We start from the raw sequence: 20,591 nt of genomic DNA on the forward strand, positions 1-20,591 counted from the left end.
GGGGGGATCGCTGTGGCTGGTCGTGGTGTGAGGCGAGCGGTGGCTCGTATGGTGCTCGGTGTCGTGGCTGTGCTGTCGATGATGCTGGTGCCGCAGGTGGCGTCGGCCGGAGTGCTGCCGGCCGGTCCGGCGGTCGGAGTGCAGGCTCTGGCGGCTCCGGCGAGCGTGCTGGTGCCGCTGGCGGCGTCGGAGAAGGATGTCGATGGCGACACGATCCCCGACGTGGTCGAGCGGGAGGTGTGCGGCACGGCGACGTGCGCGGTGGGCACCGAGGATCGGGATGCGGACGGCATCCCGGATTGGACCGAGGTGCTGTCGTGCGATTCGACGACGTGCGCGAAGGTGACGGCCGACCGTGACAAGGACGGCATCCCCGACTTCGCGGAGCGTCTGGTGTGCGGGACCGACACGTGTTCGAACTCGAAGGAGGATGCCGACGGCGACCGTATCGGCGACTGGGTCGAGTTCGTGATCTGCGGGACGCGGACGTGCGCGGACGGCAGTGAGGACTTCGACGGCAACGGCGTCTCGGATGCGGCGGAGCTCGCGGCGTGCGTGGTGCGCATCGATGATCTCGCCATCACGGGCGGGCAGATCGCCTGGGGGCTGATCATCCTCGCGGTGGTCCTCCTCGGCGGTGGTGGAGGACTGTGGTGGTGGCGTCGGCGCCGGGCTGCCGCTGAGGTGGCGGATGCCGACTCGACCGAGGCTGTTCTCTGATGTGGTTCCGTTCGCTGGCCGCCTCGACGGCGGCGGTGCTCGTGCTCGGTGTCGGCGCGGTCGCGCCTGCTCCGATGACCGCGGCCGAGTTGATGGAGGCTGCGCGTGATGAGGTGCTGCAGCGTGTCTACGCCGCTGCGGGACTGAACGCGGAGGGGGAGCCGGAGGCGACGGCCACGCCCGAGCCGGAGTCGACGCCCGCTGTTCCGGGCGGGTTGTCGTCGGTGCCGGTGGCGGGCGCGAAGACCGCAGCCGCGACGGATGCCGACCTGAGCCCCGGTGAGCAGGCGACGGTGTCGTCCGATGCGCTGGGCGTGGAGGCGGTGTTCTCCGGGCATGAGGTGACGGCGCCGGTGACGCTGAGTCTCACGGAGGCGCCGGCGGAGGCGCAGGCGCGCCGGTCGGCCGTGGTGGACACCTCCGGGGTCGTGGTGAGCGACCCGGTGGAGATCATCGCCCGCAACGGCGACGGCGACAAGGTCACGTCGTTCCCCGCGGAGCTCATCGACGTCCCCGACGAGGACCCCGAGCACGGCCCGGTGGTCAAGGACGTCATCCCGGGCATCAGCCTCTCGTTCGATGTCGACATGGACCGGGTGAAGGATGCCGGTGTGGCGACGTCGACGCTGCGGATCTACACGCGGTCGACGCCGGATGAGGAGTGGACGGAGCTGCCGTCGTACTTCGACGCGAAGACGAAGACGGTCAAGGGCGAGTCGGATCACCTGTCGCAGTTCGTCGTCATCGGCACCCCGTTCCCCGTTCCCCCTGGCCCGGTGGTCGTTCTCGACCCGGACAACGACGAGGGCATCGTCACGACTCCGTCGCCGGCGACGGAGTTCCCGTACAACTGGAATCTCGTGCAGGGGCTGAGCGCGTACCTGGCCCTCCAGTGCAACGCGCGGGTCGTCGTCACCCGCCCGGCAGGGGTTCCGTTCGTGTCCCGCGCGACTCGTGCGGGGGTCGCCGCGGCGGCGAACCCGGTCGCGACGGTGGGGTTCGGTTTCGCGACGAACCAGGGGCACGCGTGGGGGACGGTGTCGGAAGGCGGCACGATGGGCTTCTCCCGAGGAGGGGCTGCGGACAATGCGCTGCGGGATTCGTTCCTGACGCACATGCCGACGTACACAGGTCGGCCGGCGAATGCGGAGCCGTCGAACGCGAACTTCCCGTTCTCTCAGTACGCGGGTCTTCCCGGGGCGTACGCGCACATCGAGACGTTGTTCCTGGACGGCAACTTCGACCGCCCGGTCATCGACAACGGGTTCCCGTCCATCGTCGACGGGGCGTTCCGGAGCCTGGGCGGGTATCTGGAGGGTGCGGGGTTCGACTGCACCGACCCGGTGGTGGGCGGCTGGCCGTCGCCGCCGTCGCAGGCGGAGCTCGCCCGGTGGCGGCAGCTCGGCTACCAGAACTACCAGACCTACGGGGCTGACCCGGTGTCGTTCTCGACGGGCAACCTCGTCGAGTCCTTCCCGCTCTTCGACCTCACGGGCCCCGGCGAGAGCAGCATCGGCGCATCGCTGGTCTACAACTCGCAGGACGGGCGGCTGTCGCGCGTCGGGGCGGGGTGGACGTTCGGGCTGGGAGCTCGGGCGCAGCGCTTCGACGACGACTCGGTCATGGTCGTGCGCGGTGACGGGGCGTCGTTCGTGTTCGCTCTCGACGGGAACGGGGGATACGAGGGCGAGGATGGCCTGGGGCTGACGCTGACCGAGGCCGGCGCCGGGCAGCTGCGGCTGGACAGCGACACGGGTGAGACGTGGGTGTTCGACGCGGCGGATGTCTGGGGCATCGGCGAGCTCGTCCGCCATGTCGACCGGCAGGGCAATGCGACGACGCTGACTTATGGTCCGGCGGACCGGAACGTCCACCAGTTCACCCCGCTGACCTCCATCACGGATGCCGCGGGGCAGACCGTCTCCGCCAGCAGCGACGGCGTCGGACGTGTGACAGGGTTCACGCTCCCGGACGGTCGCACGTGGGGGCTGGCGTACAACGCGGCGGGCGACCTGACGTCTCTCTCGTACCCGGATGGGACGACCCGGTCGTTCACGTACGACGCGGCGCATCGGATGCTGACCGCTGTCGACCCGAACGGCGTCACGTACCTCGTCAACGAGTACGACGACGCGGGTCGTGTGACGAAGCAACTGGATGCGGAGAGCAACGTCCGCACGTTCGAGTACGGCGACGGGGAGACCACGTACACCGACAACGAGGGCCAGGACACGGTCTTCGCGTTCGACGACAAGTCCCGCATCACCGGCATCACGAACGCCGCGGGTGAGACGGCGAAGTGGACGTTCACGTCCACGGGCGAAGTGAAGTCCCACACCGATGAGGCCGGCCGCACCTGGACCTACACGTACGACGGCGACGGGAACCTCCTCACGGAGACCGATCCGACCGGCGCAATCGTGGAGTACACGTACACCGCCGAGGGCGATGTCGCGACGGTCACCGACCTCGACGGCGACCGCACGGAGACGACCGTGTACGACGCGCGGGGTCTGGTGACCGAGGTGCAGCAGGCCGATGGCACGACCGTGCGGTTCGAGTACGACGCGGCGGGTGACCTGACCCGCAGCATCCTGCCCTCAGGGTCTGCGACCACGTACGTGTACGACGCCCGGGGCAACCTCGTCACGTCCACGGACCCGCTCGGCCGCGTCACGACGTTCGCCTACGACGCGGGCAACAGGCTCACGTCGGTGACCGACCCGGCGGGCGGCGTCACCTCGTTCGCGTGGGATGCTGCTGACCGCCTCACCGCGTCGACGGATGCCGAGGGCGGGGTCACGGCGTACGCGTATGACGCGAACGGACAGCTCACGTCTGCGACCGACCCGACCGGTGCGGTCACCGCGTATGCGTGGGACTCGATGGCACGTCTGGTGACGGTCACCGACCCTGAGGGTGGGGAGTCGTCGTTCTCCTACGATGCGGAAGACAACCTCACCGGGACGGTCGACCCGGAGGGCGGGACGACGAAGTTCCTTCTCGACGATACGTACCGCACGGTCGGGGTCGTCGACCCCAACGGCGGGGAGTGGAAGCGGACCTACGATCCGACCGGCATCCTGACCGGCTCGACCGACCCGCTCGGCGCCTCCACGACGTTCGCGGTGGACGATGCCGGCCGTCCCACGACGACGACCGATGCGACCGGCGCCTCCTCGAAGGTGGCGTACGACAGCGCGGGCCGAGTCGTGTCGGAGACCGACGCCGCGGGTGGGAAGACGACCTACACGTACGACCTGATGGACCGGGTCACGAAGGTCACCGACCCGGCCGGCTTCGAGACCACGTACCTGTACGACGTGGACGGGTTCCTCATCGGGATGGTGGACCGCAACGGCAACCCGACGCTGTACGAGGTGGATGCCGCGGGGCAGGTGCTGACCGAGACGGATGCGACCGGGGCGGTCACGACATTCGAGTACGACCCCGCCGGGCGCATCGTCTCCATCACCGATGCCGACGGACGAGTCACGGGCATCGAGTACGACCGCAACGGTCAGGAGACCGCGATCGTTGCTCCGGGTGGGGCGCGCACGAAGTACGCCTATGACGCGGCGGGGCGGATGCTGTCGATGACCGACCCGATGGGCGCCACGACGACGTATGCGTATGACAGGGCGTCGCGTGTCGTGTCGGCGACCGACGCGCTCGGCGCGGTGTCGTCGTTCGCGTACGACAGGGCGGGGCGGCAGACGTCCGTCACAGATCCGCGGGAGGAGACCACGCGTTTCGGGTACGACTCTGCCGGTCAGCTCACGAGCGTGATCGAGGGGTATGCGTCCGGGGAGCCCGTGTCGGCGGACACGAACGTGAAGACCGCGTATGCGTACACGCCGACCGGGCTGTTGGAGAGCATCACGAATCCGCTGGATGCGGTGACGTCGTTCGCGTATGACGCGGCGGGTCGTCCGACGTCGGAGACGGGTCCGACCGGTATCACCACGACGACCGTGTATGACGCGGCGGGGCGGGTGGCGCGGGTCACGAATCCTGCGGGTCTTGTCGCGGCGTACGCGTATGACGTACGCAGTGACGTGAAGTCCCTGTCGCGGGCGGATGGGGAGGTGTCGTTCGAGTATGACGGGGAGCAGCAGCCCATCGTGATGGACGACCCGACCGGCACCACCGGGTGGGTGTACGACGAGGTCGGCCGGCTGGTGGAGCAGACGGACACGCACGGCCAGACCCTGACCTCGACGTATACGGCGGCGGGGTTGCGGGAGTCGTTGACGTATCCGGATGGGGCGACGACGGCGTACACGTTCGATGCGGCGGGGAACCCGGTGACTCAGTCGACCCCGGATGGGGACCTGGGGTACACGTGGGATGCCGCGAATCGGTTGACCGGTGTGACGCGCCCGAATCAGGTGACGACGTCTGTCGCGTATGACGTGACGGGTCGGGTCACGCAGGTGCGGCACGAGACCCCGCAGCCTGCGACGGTGGCCCCGCCGGCGGTGGCGCCGGTGGTGCCGTTGCAGATGACGGCCGAGCAGTGCGCGGCATCCGATTACTACAAGGATCGGGATATCCCCGCGGCGGGTGGGCAGAAGCCGTGTGTGAAGACGTGGGACTATCTGAGTCGTCGCACGCTCCCGGAGCCGGTGTCTCCGGTTCCGGCGGGTGCGTCGTTGCAGTACGACTACGAGTACGACCCGGCGGGGAACGTCACCGACACGGTCCGCACCATCGACGGCCCCGAGATCACCGAACCGGAGGCGCCGGTGACTCCGGAGGTTCCGGCGGGTGAGGTGCCTGCCGTGGAGGCTCCGGTGGTTCCGACGCCTGCTGCTGTGGTGCCGGAGGTTCTCGAGCATGCGTATACGTATGACCGGGTCGGGAGGCTGTCGTCGTCGACGGCGTCGGATGGGGAGGTCAACGAGTACGGGTATGACCCGGCGGGCAACCGCACCCGTGTGACCACCTCCGGCACTCCGGCGGGGGAGTCGGAGGTGGTGGCGCAGTTCAACGCGGCGGGGCAGCTGACCGGCACGACCACGACGGGTGCTGGTGCAGGGTCTGCGTCGTATGCGTTCGACGGGGCCGGGAACCGGTCGTCGCAGACGGTGAACGGCCAGTCGACGTCGTTCGCTCACGACCCCGCGGGACGGTTGTTGTCGACCCAGGCGGATGGGCGGTCGACGTCGTATGCGTATGACGGTCTCGACCGTCGCACCCAGGTCACCGATGTGACCGAGTACGGGTCCAACACGACCGGCACGGTGTGGGATGGGTTCGACCCCGCCGCGACGTCCAGCGACCTGCACGGGGCGACCGACCTGTTCCGCGACCCGTATGGTGCGGTCGCGTTCCAGGACGGCCCGTATGGCAACGAGTGGGTTCTCGGGGACCAGCGCAACGCAACCGCGACCGCGGGAGCCGACGGCGCCATCACCGACCTCGTCGACTACGCCGACTTCGGCGGCGCGGACTACGAATCCACAGGATGGTCCAGCCTGGTCGGCAACGACCAGCAACCCGGCGACCCCACCCTCGGACTCGACAACTACTACGCCCGCGACTACGACACCACCACAGGCACCTGGGTGCAGCCGGACGAATGGCGAGGACTCCTCGAACGCCCCCAGTCGTTGAACCGGTACGCGTACATCGAGAACACCCCCGTGTCGTTCAGCGACGACCTCGGGTTCCTGAAGAAAGCGATGGGGAGCCTCGCCGTGAAGTCGCCGGCGAAGAAGGTGGTCGCCAATGCGTTCGCGCATGCGGCGCCGGCGAAGGTTGCAAACAAGCTCAACAACGCATTCACGAAGCAGGCGCTGGGCAAGTCAGCTGGAGTGATCCCGAAGGCGAAAGTGGAAAATCCAAGCAAACGATCGGGGCCGCTACTGTCGCAGACGCACAGGGCTGAGACAGCTGGATGCGCTTTCGCTGACTGGGATTGCCGTGTAGACAAAGCAAACAAACAAGAAGTATGCAAGGGTGGCGGACGTAAGCAATCTTGCAAGAACATGCCCGGTGCGGGAGTGTGGTCCTATTACTACGAATATGACCAGCTCTTGGACGTGCCCCGTGGAACCACGGCGCAAGAGGCCATGTCCGTATTCAAGGCGAATCCATCGAAGATATTCCCCTTCCCCGTAAAGGGCTGTAAAAGCTTCTATACAGGTGCAGAATGTCAGCTCAAGACTGGAGTTCCCATCAATCCAGATGGGGTTGTGGGAGTGACGGCGACATCAACGTCGGTGAAGTTCACGGTCTTGGAGAGAGGATACTTTGATGCGCCTGGTTCGACTATCATGTTCAGTACATGGACGGATAGTAAAGGAAACGTGTACCTCCGCCAGACGGGCGACGGCCACGGGACAGACTTGTTTACCAAGCTAGGAGTCGATTTGTTCGGTGCGGCGCGTCCGGGTTGGGAAGAGCAGGCGGACAACCTTAGCGAGTTGATTCGATGACAGAAAACGAAGGTCGAGTAAGTCGACGACAGTTATTTTGGCGGGCGATCTTTCTCCTTGGTGCATCGCTTATTGTTGCTGTCGGTTCCACGATTGCTAGAGAGATCATCTTTTTCGAACCTTCAAAGATCATCGCCCGAGGTGAGGTTTCAATCCTACGTCAGCTTGCCGAGTGTAGTGTGATATTGCTGGGGGGGATAATTGCATCTCTGGTGATTCTCGTGCAGGCGAGAAAGGTTCGACATCTTTCTTGGCGACGTGCACTGTTTGCATCATCGATTGCAAACTTTGTTGTGGTGCCCGTAGGGTTCATCTTTCTCGCCCTCGTTTGGTGGCGCTACTTGGACTCTGCCATTTGGGCGCTTTTGCTAGGGCTTGGCGGGACGGTTATGCATACAGTTGCGCTCTGGGTCTCCAATCGAGTCTCTCCATGAAGTTAGATTCGAATCGGTGTGACATGCCGAGAGTCGGTCTCGCGCGGGCTGTGATTCCATGACAGTGAAATACGACTCCGAAGCGGATGCCGTCTACATATACCTCGCCGATAGAAGTGATCTGGAAAGAATTGGACATACTGTCCCAGTCGATCCGGCCGAAATCGAGGGTGGTCAAATACCATTGCGAGCGGCCGATCCCTGGCTGCGTGATTCACGTGGATGAAAGTGTGAAGAAGCTGAGCGGACCCCCTGCGGCGGGGTGGTATCCGGCACCGGACGGATCGGCGGCCAACTTTCGTTGGTGGCTGTGACCGCCGTTTATGGATATTTTGCACACAAAGCTCCGAGATGAGGATTGCGGAACATGTCCAATGGTCGTAATTTTCGATTGCTGAGTTTGGCTCACAGCGCGCTTACGAGCTACTCGGACGGAAGATCCTCACTTCGTGAATTGGTCAATACTCTAGATGCCGTATGGTCTCAACTGGAAATGCCTGAGGCATGGATGAATGATTTTCGTTCCGAATGGCTCACACTCGAAACCGTGCTTGCGGTGACTTCTGATGATCCTCCTCGACGGCGGGACGAGGAAATGGAACGAATCGTTGTCGAATCTGTCAGCGCACTTTCTAGCTTGATTCGCTTAGAAGAGAGCTGAGCACAAATCTTCAAGTGGCGGGGTGAAGATCGACACTACGGATGAGCTACTCACCCCGAAAGTGAGATGAGGGTCTTCAGTGATTTCTGACACCACAATCTGGGCGCAGATCGAATCTCTGTAAGGAGGAGCAATGTCAATACTCCCCCCTGTGGCGGGGTGGTATCCGGCGCCGGACGGATCGGCGGCGGTTTGGTGGTGGGACGGGGCGAAGTGGGCGCAGTCGCAGCCGCACCCGGTTGCGCCCAGAACGATCGCCAATCTGGCGGTCGCCATTCAATCTCTTCTGATCGTCACTGCCGTCGCTACGCTCGCGTTCTTCTGCGTCGACGTCTACGGCATCGCCGTGGTCACAGACTTCCTTGACGGACGCAACTCGTCGATCGAACTTCTTGATGCATATGACCAGTTGGCTTTCGGTGCCCTTGTCGTGTGGTCACTGGCTTTGCTCAGCACAGCCGTGTGTTGGGTCCTCTGGCAGTACCGGGTCGCCAAGCGGTTTACGGGGAGAACGCGACGCGTAGCAGGTTGGCATGCGGGCGATTGGTTTATCCCTGTCCTGAGCTACTGGCGGCCGTACCAGGACATCGCTGATCTCTGGCGCGCGCTGGGGCGAGACCGGCCTCGGTGGCAGATCGTCTGGTGGATCCTGTGGGTCGCGAGCACCATCATGACCGCCGTCGCAAACCGGATCACGCTCACGGCCGTGACGCTTGATCAACTGCGATCGGCGATGTGGTTCGATGCCGTCGCCGACCTCCTTCTTCTTGTCGCGGTGCCCTTCGCCTGGCTCGTCGTCAGCGGCATCACGCGCTTGGTCGCTCAACCAACACAAATGGGTGAACTCTTGACACCTCGCTGACGCGTGCTCGTTGTGGGGGCACGATGAGTGAGCACCAGACTGCGGAGGAAAGGGGAGAGGGTGGACCATCCGAATGACGGGCAGAGCCACGAGAGGGGTGTCGTTGGCGGGTCAACGATCACAGTGACTGCTGAGGATCAGAAGGCCGTGCTCCGTGGCTATCGCTCCCAATCACGCGGGATGCTCTGGATAATCCTGATGGTGGTGCTCCTGACAGCCGGAGCCGCACTGCTCAGCTCGATAGACGACTCGTGGGGTGATCCGGAGTGGTTCGCCATCGTCGCTCTCGCGATCATTGTCGTTCTCGTCTCCATCGTCTTCGTGTCATCTATGGGGTGGGTCCGACGACAGTTGCCGATCGGTAGCGAGATCGGTCTCCGGGTGGCGGATGAAGGACTTTACATGTCAAGCCCATCCGGTGACGACCTGATTCTCTGGCATCGGCTGTCGAACCTCAAACGCGTCGGTGGAGGAGTGTTCTTCAACTGCGAGCCCTCCAAGATTCAGCTGGCTGTTCCGGGGCGCCTGGTGAGCGAGGAGGACTTCGCGTCCTTCGGCCAGCAAATTGAGGTCGCGGCGCGAACAGCTCAGGAGGAGCACGTAGTTTCACCAACTCCAACCGCTTCGACGGCGGACTCAGCGAACACCTTTGTCATCACCGCAACCGCTTCCGATCAGAAGAACATGGCTCGACTGATGCGCCGCCGTTTTTCGCGATTGCTGCTCATCTCAACGGCGTGCGCGCTTGTCGGTATCGCTGGGGTGGTGATGATCGTTTGGGGGGTCCTTCCCGGCCCGCTCCTGGCGGTCTTTCTGACAGTCGCGGGAATCGGGTGTTTGTTGGTCGCAACAGTCGTCCGGGGGATCGGAAAGAATACGAAGTCAGCGTTTCCGCTCGGGGCGGAGCAGCGCCTCGTCCTTCGGGAGGAAGGGCTCGAAGTGACAGGGCAGTTGGGCACGATGACTCTCCCGTGGGATCGGCTGTCCGATCTGAAGAGGGAGAATGGTGCGGTCTTCGTCACGAACACGGCGACCAAGGTGGTGTTCGTCTTCTCGGGGCGGCTCGTGACTGACGAAGCCTTCGCAGCGATCAATGAACGAATCAGACATGTGACTGATCGGGATGGGTGACGAACCGGCTGATGCCAGGGAAGGCCGAGCAGGCACCGAACGAGGATGCTCACCTGTTGGGTGCACTGCGGTCCTTGAGGATGAAGAAGGGAAGAAGTGATGCGAAGGTCGCGAACGTCGCGGGAAGGGCTGATCGCTGTTGCGCCGAAGCCTGGCTGGTATCCGGACCCGGAAGATCTCGATGGGTCGCTGCGGTGGTGGGACGGACAGGACTGGGCTGAGGCGACCGCTCCATCTACGGCGGACGTCGCTACTCTCCCCGGTGCGGTGGCCGTCGAAGTGGACTTCTGGTCGCGGCTGTACAGCGCTCGAGCGGACGAGTCAGCGAGGGGCAACGCCCCTGCGACGATGTCGGTCGTGATGGGGGTGGCTTCGGTCATCACCGGGCAGATTCCGCACTTCACGGCCGTGTTGTTGAGCGTGTTCACGGCAATCAGCGCGGTCGTATGGGGGTTGATCGGCGTGCGTCGAGCGATGAAGACCCGGGTGGGGCTCGCTCGTGCGCTCTCGGGCACGGTGCTCGGAGTCCTCGTGTGTGTGCTCTCCGCGATCGGCGTTGTCTACCTCGTCGGCGCGTACTCATGAGTGCAGCGTCGGTGAGAGGTGTTGAGACGGTAGCGAGCCCGCAAGCACACATGGAGGGGTGTGTCGCCCCGTCGGGATCGAGATCGACACGATGCCAGCTCGGCCTCTCGGGCCGTACGGCAGGTCACGGATGGTGCCGGGCGCGGGGGAATCGGAACAGAGGAAATGATCAATGGACGGACGGAGGGACCCGCGGTGAGATGGTTGACGCGAGAGTGGGCGTCGGGGGAGTTGGACGACGACGAGTGGGACGCGCGGTGGGAGCAGTACGCCTCTCATTGCGCTGATGTGCGTTCGCGTCTCTCCAAGGATGCAGAGTTGCTGCTGGACGTGAATCTGCACGATGCGCAGCATCGGTCGTTCGAGTACAGCCCGCATGAGACCCTCACGGTTCGCGCGCTCATGGGTGATCTCATCGTCGGATACGAGTTCGTCGAGCTCACGTACATGGATGCCGAGCTTCGGGTGAGCGAGGTCGGGAGCGTTCGAGCTCTTCGACTTCTGCACGACCGGACGGAGATTCTCTACACGGAAGTCGATGCGGAAGCCGACGGCCGATTCGTGCATCGTGTTCTGCTCTGGCCTCGCGGCGAGTACGAGGTCGTCTTCACGGCCGTGAAGGTGCATCGCGAACCCGCGAGCCCGGGCGACCGGAGATAGGAGAGTCCATGCGCATCCGCCAGTACGTGTACTTCGCTCTGGACAGTGAGACTGTGCCCGCAGCAGACATCAGCGGTGTGCTCGCGAGCGAACCCGACCGGTTCACCGTGCGGGCGAGCAGACGATCAGAGCCGCCGATTCCGATCCAGCATTCGTGGCAGGTGCGCTGCGACGAGCCGGGCCTCACGATCGACGAGCAGATCGAACGTGTTCTCGGACGCGTCCGCCCGCTGGTCGAACCGATAGCCACTCTCGTCGAGACGACCGACGTCACCGCCAGGCTACAGATCGTTCGCGACTTCAACGCGAGAGACGGAGAGGACGAAGTCCTCGACGAGATCGTGACCCCGGACGGAGAGATCCTCACCAAGCTGCCCGGCCAGCATCAGTTGCTCGGATGGGGGTTGGAGCCTGCCGACCTTGCGTTCCTGGTCCGCATCGGGGCGAGCCTCGATTGCGATGAGTACGGAAGCTGATCGGAGTGGCGTTCCCACGTGGTTGCGGGTGGGAGCGATTCCCGCCCTTCTTCCGGTGTCTCCGTGACACCACGGGGTAGCCTGTGCCCGGGGGTGCGATGGCAGATCGGCAGGGGCTCGAACCGCGGGTGAGACACGGCATCCATGTGGTCACCTGGTGGATGTGGTGGCCCATGAGCTGGCTGTTGCCGGTGCTCTTCTGCTTCCACGGCGTGTTCGCGCCCGGAACGTTCATCGCCGCCGTGCTGATGGTCGGATCCGTGGTCATCGTGCCGCTGGTGGGGTTTCTCGGGATGCTCCCCTGCAAGATCCTGCAGGATCGTGGCGTCGAATCGACGCCGCCGCCGATCACCGGACTGCTGATCCTGCACTGGTGGAGCGCGGTGACGGTGACGCTCGTGGCGACCGACTTCACGTGGGCGGGGGAGCCGACATCGGTGCTGCGCACGGCGTTGAGGGTGCCGATCTCCGAGGCGTCCGCGCATGCGATCTTCGTCGTCGCGGCGATCGTCACGGTCGTGACCTGGGGTGCGATGGTGGCGTTCGCGCTCGCCGCCACCCCGGTCTCCGCCACGCACCAGATCTGGGGCGTGGTGGCGTGGATCGTGGTCTTCGCCGCCCCGGCGATCGTCGTGGCGGCGGTCGCCTCCGGGGCCGCGGCATCCGCGGAAGAGCAGGACGCGGCCGGCGACAGCCGCTCCGTCGCGAGCTCGCGCACGCTCGACGAGGAGCGCGCACTCGTGCAGGCGCGGTACGAGCAGCAGCAGGAGCGGCTGTCGGCGGTGCGTCAGGCGATCGTCGGCGGGGTCTGGCAGGCGCAGCCGACCGTGATCGACGACTGCTACGGCACCGCAGGTGAGTGCTATCGGATCACGATCGGCTACGTCTACACGCCCGACGGTCCGGTCGACGTCGACGATGTGCGCAGGGTGCTCGCCGATGCCGGCTGGGACATCGCCGACTCCGAGGATGAGGCCTTCGGGTCGGATCGGATCGAGGCGTCCGACGAGGCCGGACGGATGCTCGTGTTCGACGCGTTCACGAACGGCAGTTTCACGCTCGAGCTGCACTCCGAATCCTGGTGGATCGCGCCGGAGTCCTTCCGGGCGATCGCGACCGGTGAAGAGCTGCCGCCGCCCGGAGAGCTTTACGCGCCCGACGACTGGCCCGAACTGGAACCCCGCTGACGAGGACCGCGCTCGGCGGCGTCAGCTCGACTTCTTCGCCGTGCGGATCGGCGTGGTCGCCGCCGCCTCGTCGCTGAACTCCACCGGGTCGACCTCGTCGATCACGCTCAGCGGACGCGTCTCGTCGAGTGTCATCAGGAACCGCCGGTTCTCGTCGCGGTGCAGACGTCCGCTCGTGAGCACCCAGGTCACCCCGATCGCGCACGCGACGAGTCCGGCCACACCGCCGAGCATGATCGCGGTGCGCGGCCCGAAAGTGTCGGCCACCCATCCGGCGATCGGCGCGCCGATCGGAGTCGCCCCCATGATGACCGCCATGTACAGCGCGAGCACACGTCCGCGCAGCGCAGGATCGGTGGTGGTCTGCACGTAGCCGTTCGCGGTGGTGAGCAGGGTCACGATCGTGAATCCGGTGAACATGAGCGTCACGGCGTACGCCGCATACGTCGGCATCGCCGCGGAGACGAACGCGAACACGCCGAACCCGCCGGCGGCGAAGATCACCACCCGCACCCTGGCGCGGTCACGGCGTGCGGCCAGCAGCGCACCGGTGAGCGAACCGATCGCGAGGATCGAGCTCAGGATGCCGTAGCCGTCGGCGCCCGCGCCGAACTCGATCGCCATGGTCGACGCGAAGATCGGGAAGTTCATGCCGAAGGCGCCGATGAGGAACACCGTCACGAACACGACGCGCAGATCGCTGCGCCCCCACACGTAGCGGAAGCCCGCGGCGAGGCCACCGCGGTTGCGGTGCTTGGGGCGCGGTGCGAGCTGGCTCCTGCGCATGAGCATCAGTGCGACGATCATGGCGAGGAACGTGGCGGCGTTCACGATGAACACCCACCCGGAGCCGATCGCGACGATGAGCAGACCCCCAACCGCGGGGCCGATCATGCGCGCCAGGTTGAACGACGCCGAGTTGAGCGCGACGGCGTTGGAGGTCTCGCTCGCCGACACCATGTCGGACACGAAGGTCTGCCGGGCCGGGGCGTCGAACGCGTTCACGACACCGAACCCCGCCGCGAAGCAGAACATCATCGGCAGCGTCATCACGCCGAGCAGCAGCAGCGTTCCCACCGCGACCGCCAGGGCGAGCAGGGCGGTCTGGGTGGTGAGCAGGATGCGTCGGCGGTCGAAGCGGTCGGCGACCCAGCCGGTGAGGCTCACCAGCACCAGGGGTGGCCCGAACTGCAGCGCCATCGTGGCGCCCATCGCCGCGGCGTCGTTATTCGTCAGCTCGGTGAGCACGACCCAGTCCTGGGCGGTGGCCTGCATCCATCCGCCGACGTTCGAGACGAGAGCCCCGCCGAACCAGATGCGGTAGTTGACATTGGAGAAGGAACGGAACATCGCGCTCATCGCTCGGCCACCCTCCGCATCAGGACGCTGGCGTCGTGCAGGATCTTCAGCTCGTCCTCCGTGAACTCGAGCTCGCGCATCGCGTCGAACAGCAGCTCGTCTCGGCGCTGGATCGTCTCGGCGACGATCTCGACCCCGGCATCCGTGATGTCGACCTGCACGCGTCGGCGGTCCTCGTCATCGGGGGTGCGGGTCACGAAGCCCTGTTCTTCGAGGCCGTTGATCATGCTCGTCATCGACGGGGCGGTCACGCGCTCGCGCTCGGCGAGAGACGTGATCGTGCGCCGGCCGTACATGCGCAGGGTGGACAGGACGGCGAGCTGCGCATCGCTCATGGCGTCGATCGCGCGGGCGCACCGCAGGCGCCTCGCCAACCGGAACGTGGCCATGCGCAGTTCTGTCGCCGTGAGGTGGAGGGATTCATCAGACGCAGACATTACTTAGACAGTCTAAGTAATTCTTCGGCCGGAGGGAAGCGCGGATGCCGGCTCGGCGCGCGAGAATGGACGGATGCCGCAGAACCTCGCCCTCGAGATCGCCGTACAGGACCCCGCCGGAGTGCGCGTCGCCGGAGCCGTCGGCGCCGCCCGCGTCGAGCTCGCCCAGGCCCTCGCCCTCGGCGGACTCACGCCGTCACCCGCCACCCTGGAGCTCTCGATCGAGGCCGCCCGAGAGGCGGGGCCCGAGGTGCACGTCCTGATCCGCCCCCGCGCCGGCGGCTTCCACTACGACGCCGACGAGCTCGCCGTCTCCGAGCGCGACGTCCGCCGTGCCGTCGACGCGGGAGCGCACGGCGTCGTGATCGGCGCCCTCGACGCGTCCGGCGTCCTCGACCTCGACGCGATGGCGCGGCTGCGCGACGCCGCGGGCGGAGCATCCGTCACCCTGCACCGCGCCATCGACGTGACACCCGACCCGCTCGCGACCCTCCGTGCCGCCCGTGAACTCGGGCTGCGGCGGGTGCTCACCTCCGGCGGCGCCTCGGCGGCCGTCGACGGCATCGATACCCTGCGCGCCCTCGTCGCCGAGGCTGAGGGGGCGATCGAGATCATGGCCGGAAGCGGGGTGACCGCGGCATCCGCCAGAGCGCTCGCCGCCACCGGAGTCGACGCCCTGCACTTCTCCGCCAAGCGCAGCGTCGTCGAAGACGGCGGCGTGCGCATGGGGTCGGCGGCCGACGGCGTCGGCGGCTACGAGGTGACCGACCTCGCCACCGCTCGCGCCCTCGTCGCCGCTCTCGCCTGAGCCATCGCCCTCGCGGCCCCCGCACCCCGTGGGTAGGGTGGGGGCGTGACGGATACGCGTGAGTTCACGGATGCCCACGGCATCGCCATCGTCTACGACGTGCACCCCGCGGCGGGTGTCGCGCGAGGGGTGGTGCAGCTGCTCCACGGAGTCGGCGAGCACGCGGGCCGCTACGGCGCGCTGATCGCCGCCCTCACCGACGCCGGATTCATCGTCTACGCCGACGACCACCGAGGCCACGGGCGCACCGGCATCCGCCAGCACGACGGACCTGCAGGGCTCGGCCACCTCGGCAAGGGCGGCATCCGTGCGACGAAGGAGGCGATCTGGCAGCTCACGGGCATCATCCGTGAAGAGAACCCCGATCTCCCCCTCGTGCTCCTCGGGCACTCGTGGGGATCGTTCCTCGCGCAGATGCTCGTCAACGACCACCCGGAGGCGTGGGATGCCGTCATCCTCTCCGGCTCCGCCCTGCGCACGCCGACCTCCCTGAACGCCGCCCCGCTGAACGCCCGCTGGGCAGGGGAGGGTGCGACGGGACTCGAGTGGCTCAGCCGCGACCCCGCGGTGTGGAAGGAGTTCGACGAGGACCCCCTCACCACCGACGTCCCGCTCCTGAAGCTGTTCGGCCCCATCGAGGCCGCGAAGCTCTACGGTCGCCCGCGCAAAGACCTCGGCCGTGACATCCCGATGCTGCTCCTCGTCGGCCGCGACGACCCGGTCGGCGGCCCCCGCAGCGTGCACAAGCTCGCCGACGAGTACCGCTCGCGCTCTGGTCTGACCGATGTCACGACGCTCGTCTACCCCGACGCCCGGCACGAGATCTTCAAGGAGCTGCAGCAGGAGGAGGTGCGCGCCGACGTCCTCGCCTGGCTCGACGCGCACATCGCCCGACGCTGAGCCGCGCATTCCCTCGACCCCGAAACATTTCGCTCGGAGTCGTGACGTTACGTCGGGTGTAACCGGATGACGATGCGCGCGCGCCAGCCCTCTCCCTCCCCGTAGATTCGCGGCGAGAGGGAGGTTCTCCGATGGGCTTCGAGGATGACTGGCGCGGCTGGCACGCGTCGCGGGAGAGCTACGCGGGCGCCGAGTACGGGCCGTCCGCGCTGGAATCGACGAACTGGCTGATCATCGAACCCGCCGCGGTCGACGGGGTCCCGGGGCTCTGGGCGCTCACCGGCGACGGCGGCATCCGGGGCAGCGACCTCGGAACGGCGGGGGCCAGCGTCACCCTGCGCGGAACCGAGACGATCAGGTTCGGCAGGCGCGAGCTGCGCGTGTTCGAGCGCAACGGCACGATCGGCCTCCGGGTGTTCAACCCGCAGCGGCCGCAGCGGCAGCGGTTCAGCGCGATCGACGCCTACCCGCCGCGGGAGGGCTGGCGGGTGCCCGCCGTCTTCGAGGAGACGCCGGGGGAGAGCATCACCATCACCGCAGTCGACGGCGAGGAGCAGGATTCTCCCGTCGCCGGGCGACTGCACTTCACGCTCGACGGCATCCCGCTCTCCCTCACGGTGACGCGCGGGGCGCAGGGGGCGCTCAGCGCCGTGTTCGCCGACGCCACGAACGGCATCGAGACGTACCGATTCCGGTTCCTGCCGATCGACGAGCCCGCGGCGGACGGGAGCGCCTGGATCGACTTCAACAGGGCGTATCTGCCGCCGTGCGCGTTCTCCGACCAGTTCGTGTGCCCGCTGCCCCCGGCCGGCAACCGCTACACGGCGTCGATCCGCGCGGGCGAGCGGGCGGTGATCCTCGGCCGGTGAGGCTCCTCGCGCCTTAAGCTGGAGGGGTGCACGGTGAATACAAGGTCCCCGGAGGAAAGCTCGTCGTCGTCGACGTCGAGGTAGAGGACGGCAGGCTCGCGGGATTCCGCCTCGCCGGCGACTTCTTCCTCGAGCCGGACTCGGCGCTCGACGACATCAACGCCGCGGTGAACGGCCTCCCCGCAGAGGCGGACGCGACGGCCATCGCCGCCGCCGTGCGCGCCGCGCTGCCCGACGGCGCGCAGCTGCTCGGGTTCACCCCCGACGCGGTCGGCACCGCGGTGCGTCGTGCGCTCGTCACGGCCCCCGGATGGCGTGACTTCGACTGGGAGATCGTGCATGAGAAGGCCGTCTCCCCGCGCATGAACCTGGCGCTCGACGAGGTGCTCACCTCGCGCGTGGGTGAAGGCCGCCGGCGCCCCACGCTGCGCATCTGGGAGTGGGACCAGTCGGCCGTGGTGATCGGCTCGTTCCAGTCGTACCGCAACGAGGTCGACCCCGAGGGTGCGGCTCAGCACGGCTTCGACGTCGTCCGCCGCATCTCCGGCGGTGGGGCCATGCTCATGGCCGCCGGGCAGATCATCACGTACTCGCTCTATGTGCCGGCATCCCTCGTCGCCGGGATGACCTTCGCCGACTCCTACGCGTTCCTCGACGACTGGGTGCTGCAGGCGCTGCGCTCCCTCGGCATCGACGCGGTCTACCAGCCCCTCAACGACATCGCCTCCTCGTCGGGCAAGATCGGCGGCGCCGCGCAGAAGCGCCTCGCCAACGGCGGGGTGCTGCACCACGCGACCCTGTCGTACGACATCGACGGACAGGTCATGACCGAGGTGCTGCGCATCGGCCGCGAGAAGCTCAGTGACAAGGGCACGACGTCCGCTGCCAAGCGCGTCGACCCGCTGCGCAGCCAGACCGGCCTGCCCCGCGCCGAGATCATCGAGCGCTTCAAGGACACCTTCCGCTCGCTCACCTCCGCGGAGGACGGTGCGATCACAGCCGACGAGTACGCCGACGCCGAGGCCCTCGTCGCGTCGAAGTTCGCGACGGACGCGTGGCTGCACAGGGTTCCGTGACCGACCCCTCGGAGGAACCCGGGGCGGCAGGCGCTCCAGGAATTCGGACGGATGCAGGAATCTCGGACGATTCTGCGGCATCCATCCGAAAAACGGACCAGTCTCCGAAATACGGTGCGGCGACCGTGGGCGCGGTGACCGTGATCGAGGGCGACAACCTGGTGGCCGCCGCCACGCTCCCCTCCGGATCGTTCACGCTTGTATACCTCGATCCGCCGTTCAACACGGGGCGCACGCGCGAACGCCGGGTGATGACCGCCACGCGGATGTCCACAACTCCGGAGGATCGGGTCGATACCGGGGCGGATGCTGCCGAAGCTGGCGGATCCGACGCAGATCTCCGGAGTTCTGGCACGGAGCCGAGCGAGCCCCGCGGTGCGGAACCGGCGAGACCGGAGCCCGAACCCGAGACCGAGGTGCGGCACGGCTTCCACGGACATCAGTACGAGCGGGTGCGCGGGATGCTCCGCGCCTACGACGACCGCTTCGACGACTACGGCGACTTCCTCATGCCGCGGCTCGAGGAGGCCTGGCGGCTGCTCGCCGACGACGGCACGCTCTACCTGCACCTTGACTACCGCGAGGCGCACTACGCCAAGGTGATGCTGGACGCGGTCTTCGGGCGGGACTGCTTCCTCAACGAGCTGATCTGGGCCTACGACTACGGCGCCAAGTCGCGCCGCCGCTGGCCCACCAAGCACGACACGATCCTCGTCTACGTGAAGAACCCGCGCGAGTACGTGTTCAACTCCGACGACGTCGACCGGGAGCCGTACATGGCCCCCGGGCTGGTCACGGCCGAGAAGGCCGCACGGGGCAAGCTCCCCACCGACGTGTGGTGGCACACCATCGTGCCGACGACGGGGCGCGAGAAGACCGGGTATCCGACGCAGAAGCCCGCCGGCATCCTGCGCCGTATCGTGACGGCGTCGAGTCGTCCGGGAGACAGGGTGCTCGACCTCTTCGCCGGATCCGGCACGACGGGGGCCGTGGCGTCGGCCCTGGGGCGCGACGCTGTGCTCGTCGACGACAACCCCGAGGCGATCAGGGTCATGAGCGAGCGGATGCCGCACGCCGAGGTGACGCGGGTCGACTGAGTCAGGCCGGTCGTTCTGTCGGCGGAGAGTCCGGTTCGTCGGCCGAAACAGGCGGATCCGACCGGCAGCGCGAACTTCGCACCGGCAAATCGACCTGCAGCGCTGGCAGGCGGGGCGAGCGGACAGGGCAGGCGGGCAGGCGGGGCGAGCGGGCAGGGCAGGTAGGCGGGGCGAGCTGGCGGGGCGAGCGGGCAGGGCAGGCAGGCGAGCAGGGCAGGCGGGGCGGCGGTGCCTGCGCCGACGCCACCGGGCTACGGGCGCAGCAGCGCGATGAACCGTTCGATGTCGGCGGCCATGTCGAGCGTCGGGTCGAGCATCCACGCGGACTGGAGCCCGTCGGCGAGGGCGTGCAGCGAGCGGACGACCCAGGCGGGGTCGAGGTCGGCGCGGATGTCGCCGGCATCCTGCGCCTCGATGACACCGGCGATCGCGGCGCCCTCGACGGTGGCGGTGCGGGCGCGGAAGTAGGCGTGCGCCGGGTGCTCCGGGTCTCCGGCCTCGGCCGCGAGCTGGGAGTAGAGCTGGACCAGGCCGGGCACCGAGGCGTTGTGCCGGATCACGGCGAGGAATGCCTCGGTGGTGTCCTCTCCGACGTACTCCAGCTCGTCGCGCTCGTCGCGGGCGCGGAGGATGGCCACGAACAGCTCCTCCTTGGTGCCGAAGTAGTGCAGGAGTCCGGCGGGGCTCAGGCCTGCGGCATCCGCGATCTCCCGCACCGACGCCTTGCGGTATCCATGCGCCGCGACGACGGACAGCGCAGCCTCGAGGATCTCCTCGCGCTTGATGACGCCCTTCGCGTATGCCCCTCGAGTCGCCATGACCCCAGCGTAAACCGGCGGCGCCGATCGCAAAAACCGAACGAAGTTCGTGAATGGCTTGCGAGGTC

Annotated in this window: 17 protein-coding genes and 1 pseudogene; 15 read left to right on the forward strand and 3 right to left on the reverse strand. The window is 66.9% G+C overall.

Going from position 1 to position 20,591, the window contains the following annotated elements; translation table 11 throughout:
* Positions 1–39: 39 nt before the first annotated feature.
* The 10 genes and pseudogenes from LC438_RS03160 to LC438_RS03205 all read left to right on the forward strand — a co-directional run bounded on the left by LC438_RS03160 (position 40) and on the right by LC438_RS03205 (position 13,159).
* Positions 40–720: an LPXTG cell wall anchor domain-containing protein gene (locus LC438_RS03160; RefSeq protein ID WP_223585816.1), complete on the forward strand. Its 681-nt coding sequence runs from the start codon at positions 40–42 to the stop codon at positions 718–720.
* A complete protein-coding gene (locus LC438_RS03165; RefSeq protein ID WP_223585817.1) occupies positions 720–7,163 on the forward strand; it encodes a DUF6531 domain-containing protein in 6,444 nt (2,147 codons plus the stop codon). Before LC438_RS03160 ends, LC438_RS03165 begins: the two co-directional genes overlap by 1 nt.
* Positions 7,164–7,964: 801 nt before the next feature.
* Complete coding sequence (locus LC438_RS03170) at positions 7,965–8,258, forward strand: hypothetical protein (protein ID WP_223585818.1); 294 nt, start codon at positions 7,965–7,967, stop codon at positions 8,256–8,258.
* Positions 8,259–8,391: 133 nt separating this feature from the next.
* The gene (locus LC438_RS03175) at positions 8,392–9,120 is read left to right on the forward strand and encodes a DUF4328 domain-containing protein (protein ID WP_223585819.1); all 729 of its coding nucleotides are present in this window, start codon (positions 8,392–8,394) and stop codon (positions 9,118–9,120) included.
* A gap of 27 nt (positions 9,121–9,147) precedes the next feature.
* The gene (locus tag LC438_RS03180) at positions 9,148–10,251 is read left to right on the forward strand and encodes a hypothetical protein (RefSeq protein ID WP_223585820.1); all 1,104 of its coding nucleotides are present in this window, start codon (positions 9,148–9,150) and stop codon (positions 10,249–10,251) included.
* A gap of 99 nt (positions 10,252–10,350) precedes the next feature.
* A pseudogene (locus LC438_RS18905) lies at positions 10,351–10,485 on the forward strand (DUF2510 domain-containing protein); the annotation flags it as partial.
* A gap of 33 nt (positions 10,486–10,518) precedes the next feature.
* The gene (locus tag LC438_RS03190) at positions 10,519–10,836 is read left to right on the forward strand and encodes a hypothetical protein (RefSeq protein WP_223587495.1); all 318 of its coding nucleotides are present in this window, start codon (positions 10,519–10,521) and stop codon (positions 10,834–10,836) included.
* 318 nt (positions 10,837–11,154) lie between these two features.
* Positions 11,155–11,496, forward strand: coding sequence for a hypothetical protein (locus tag LC438_RS03195; protein WP_223585821.1), 342 nt, complete (start codon positions 11,155–11,157; stop codon positions 11,494–11,496).
* A gap of 8 nt (positions 11,497–11,504) precedes the next feature.
* On the forward strand, positions 11,505–11,972 hold the full coding sequence (locus LC438_RS03200; protein WP_223585822.1) for a DUF4279 domain-containing protein: 468 nt from the start codon (positions 11,505–11,507) through the stop codon (positions 11,970–11,972).
* Between the two features lie 98 nt (positions 11,973–12,070).
* A complete protein-coding gene (locus LC438_RS03205; protein WP_223585823.1) occupies positions 12,071–13,159 on the forward strand; it encodes a hypothetical protein in 1,089 nt (362 codons plus the stop codon).
* 21 nt (positions 13,160–13,180) lie between these two features.
* Here LC438_RS03205 and LC438_RS03210 read toward each other — a convergent pair whose 3' ends face one another.
* On the reverse strand, positions 13,181–14,509 hold the full coding sequence (locus LC438_RS03210; RefSeq protein ID WP_105675213.1) for an MFS transporter: 1,329 nt from the start codon (positions 14,507–14,509) through the stop codon (positions 13,181–13,183).
* A gap of 5 nt (positions 14,510–14,514) precedes the next feature.
* Positions 14,515–14,955 carry a MarR family winged helix-turn-helix transcriptional regulator gene (locus LC438_RS03215; protein WP_105675140.1) on the reverse strand — a complete coding sequence of 147 codons (441 nt, stop codon included), beginning with the start codon at positions 14,953–14,955 and terminating at the stop codon, positions 14,515–14,517.
* A 73-nt stretch (positions 14,956–15,028) separates the two neighbouring features.
* Between LC438_RS03215 and LC438_RS03220 the strand changes: the two genes are divergently transcribed.
* From LC438_RS03220 to LC438_RS03240, 5 genes are all read left to right on the forward strand, one after another.
* Positions 15,029–15,763, forward strand: a complete 735-nt coding sequence (locus LC438_RS03220; protein WP_223585824.1) for a copper homeostasis protein CutC — start codon at positions 15,029–15,031, stop codon at positions 15,761–15,763.
* 45 nt (positions 15,764–15,808) lie between these two features.
* Entirely contained in the window at positions 15,809–16,663 is an 855-nt protein-coding gene (locus LC438_RS03225; RefSeq protein WP_105675144.1) for an alpha/beta fold hydrolase, read from the forward strand.
* Between the two features lie 131 nt (positions 16,664–16,794).
* Positions 16,795–17,532, forward strand: a complete 738-nt coding sequence (locus tag LC438_RS03230) for a DUF1684 domain-containing protein (protein ID WP_223585825.1) — start codon at positions 16,795–16,797, stop codon at positions 17,530–17,532.
* 26 nt (positions 17,533–17,558) lie between these two features.
* On the forward strand, positions 17,559–18,608 hold the full coding sequence (locus LC438_RS03235; RefSeq protein WP_105675148.1) for a biotin/lipoate A/B protein ligase family protein: 1,050 nt from the start codon (positions 17,559–17,561) through the stop codon (positions 18,606–18,608).
* Between the two features lie 134 nt (positions 18,609–18,742).
* Positions 18,743–19,705, forward strand: coding sequence for a site-specific DNA-methyltransferase (locus tag LC438_RS03240; protein WP_223587444.1), 963 nt, complete (start codon positions 18,743–18,745; stop codon positions 19,703–19,705).
* 251 nt (positions 19,706–19,956) lie between these two features.
* Here LC438_RS03240 and LC438_RS03245 read toward each other — a convergent pair whose 3' ends face one another.
* Positions 19,957–20,523 (reverse strand): TetR/AcrR family transcriptional regulator, encoded by a 567-nt coding sequence (locus LC438_RS03245; protein ID WP_223585826.1) that lies wholly within the window; start codon positions 20,521–20,523, stop codon positions 19,957–19,959.
* Between the last annotated feature and the right edge of the window lie 68 nt (positions 20,524–20,591).

Origin of the sequence: Microbacterium sp. OVT16B (assembly GCF_019969705.1) — a bacterium.
In the GTDB taxonomy this organism is placed as follows: Bacteria; Actinomycetota; Actinomycetes; order Actinomycetales; family Microbacteriaceae; genus Microbacterium; species Microbacterium natoriense.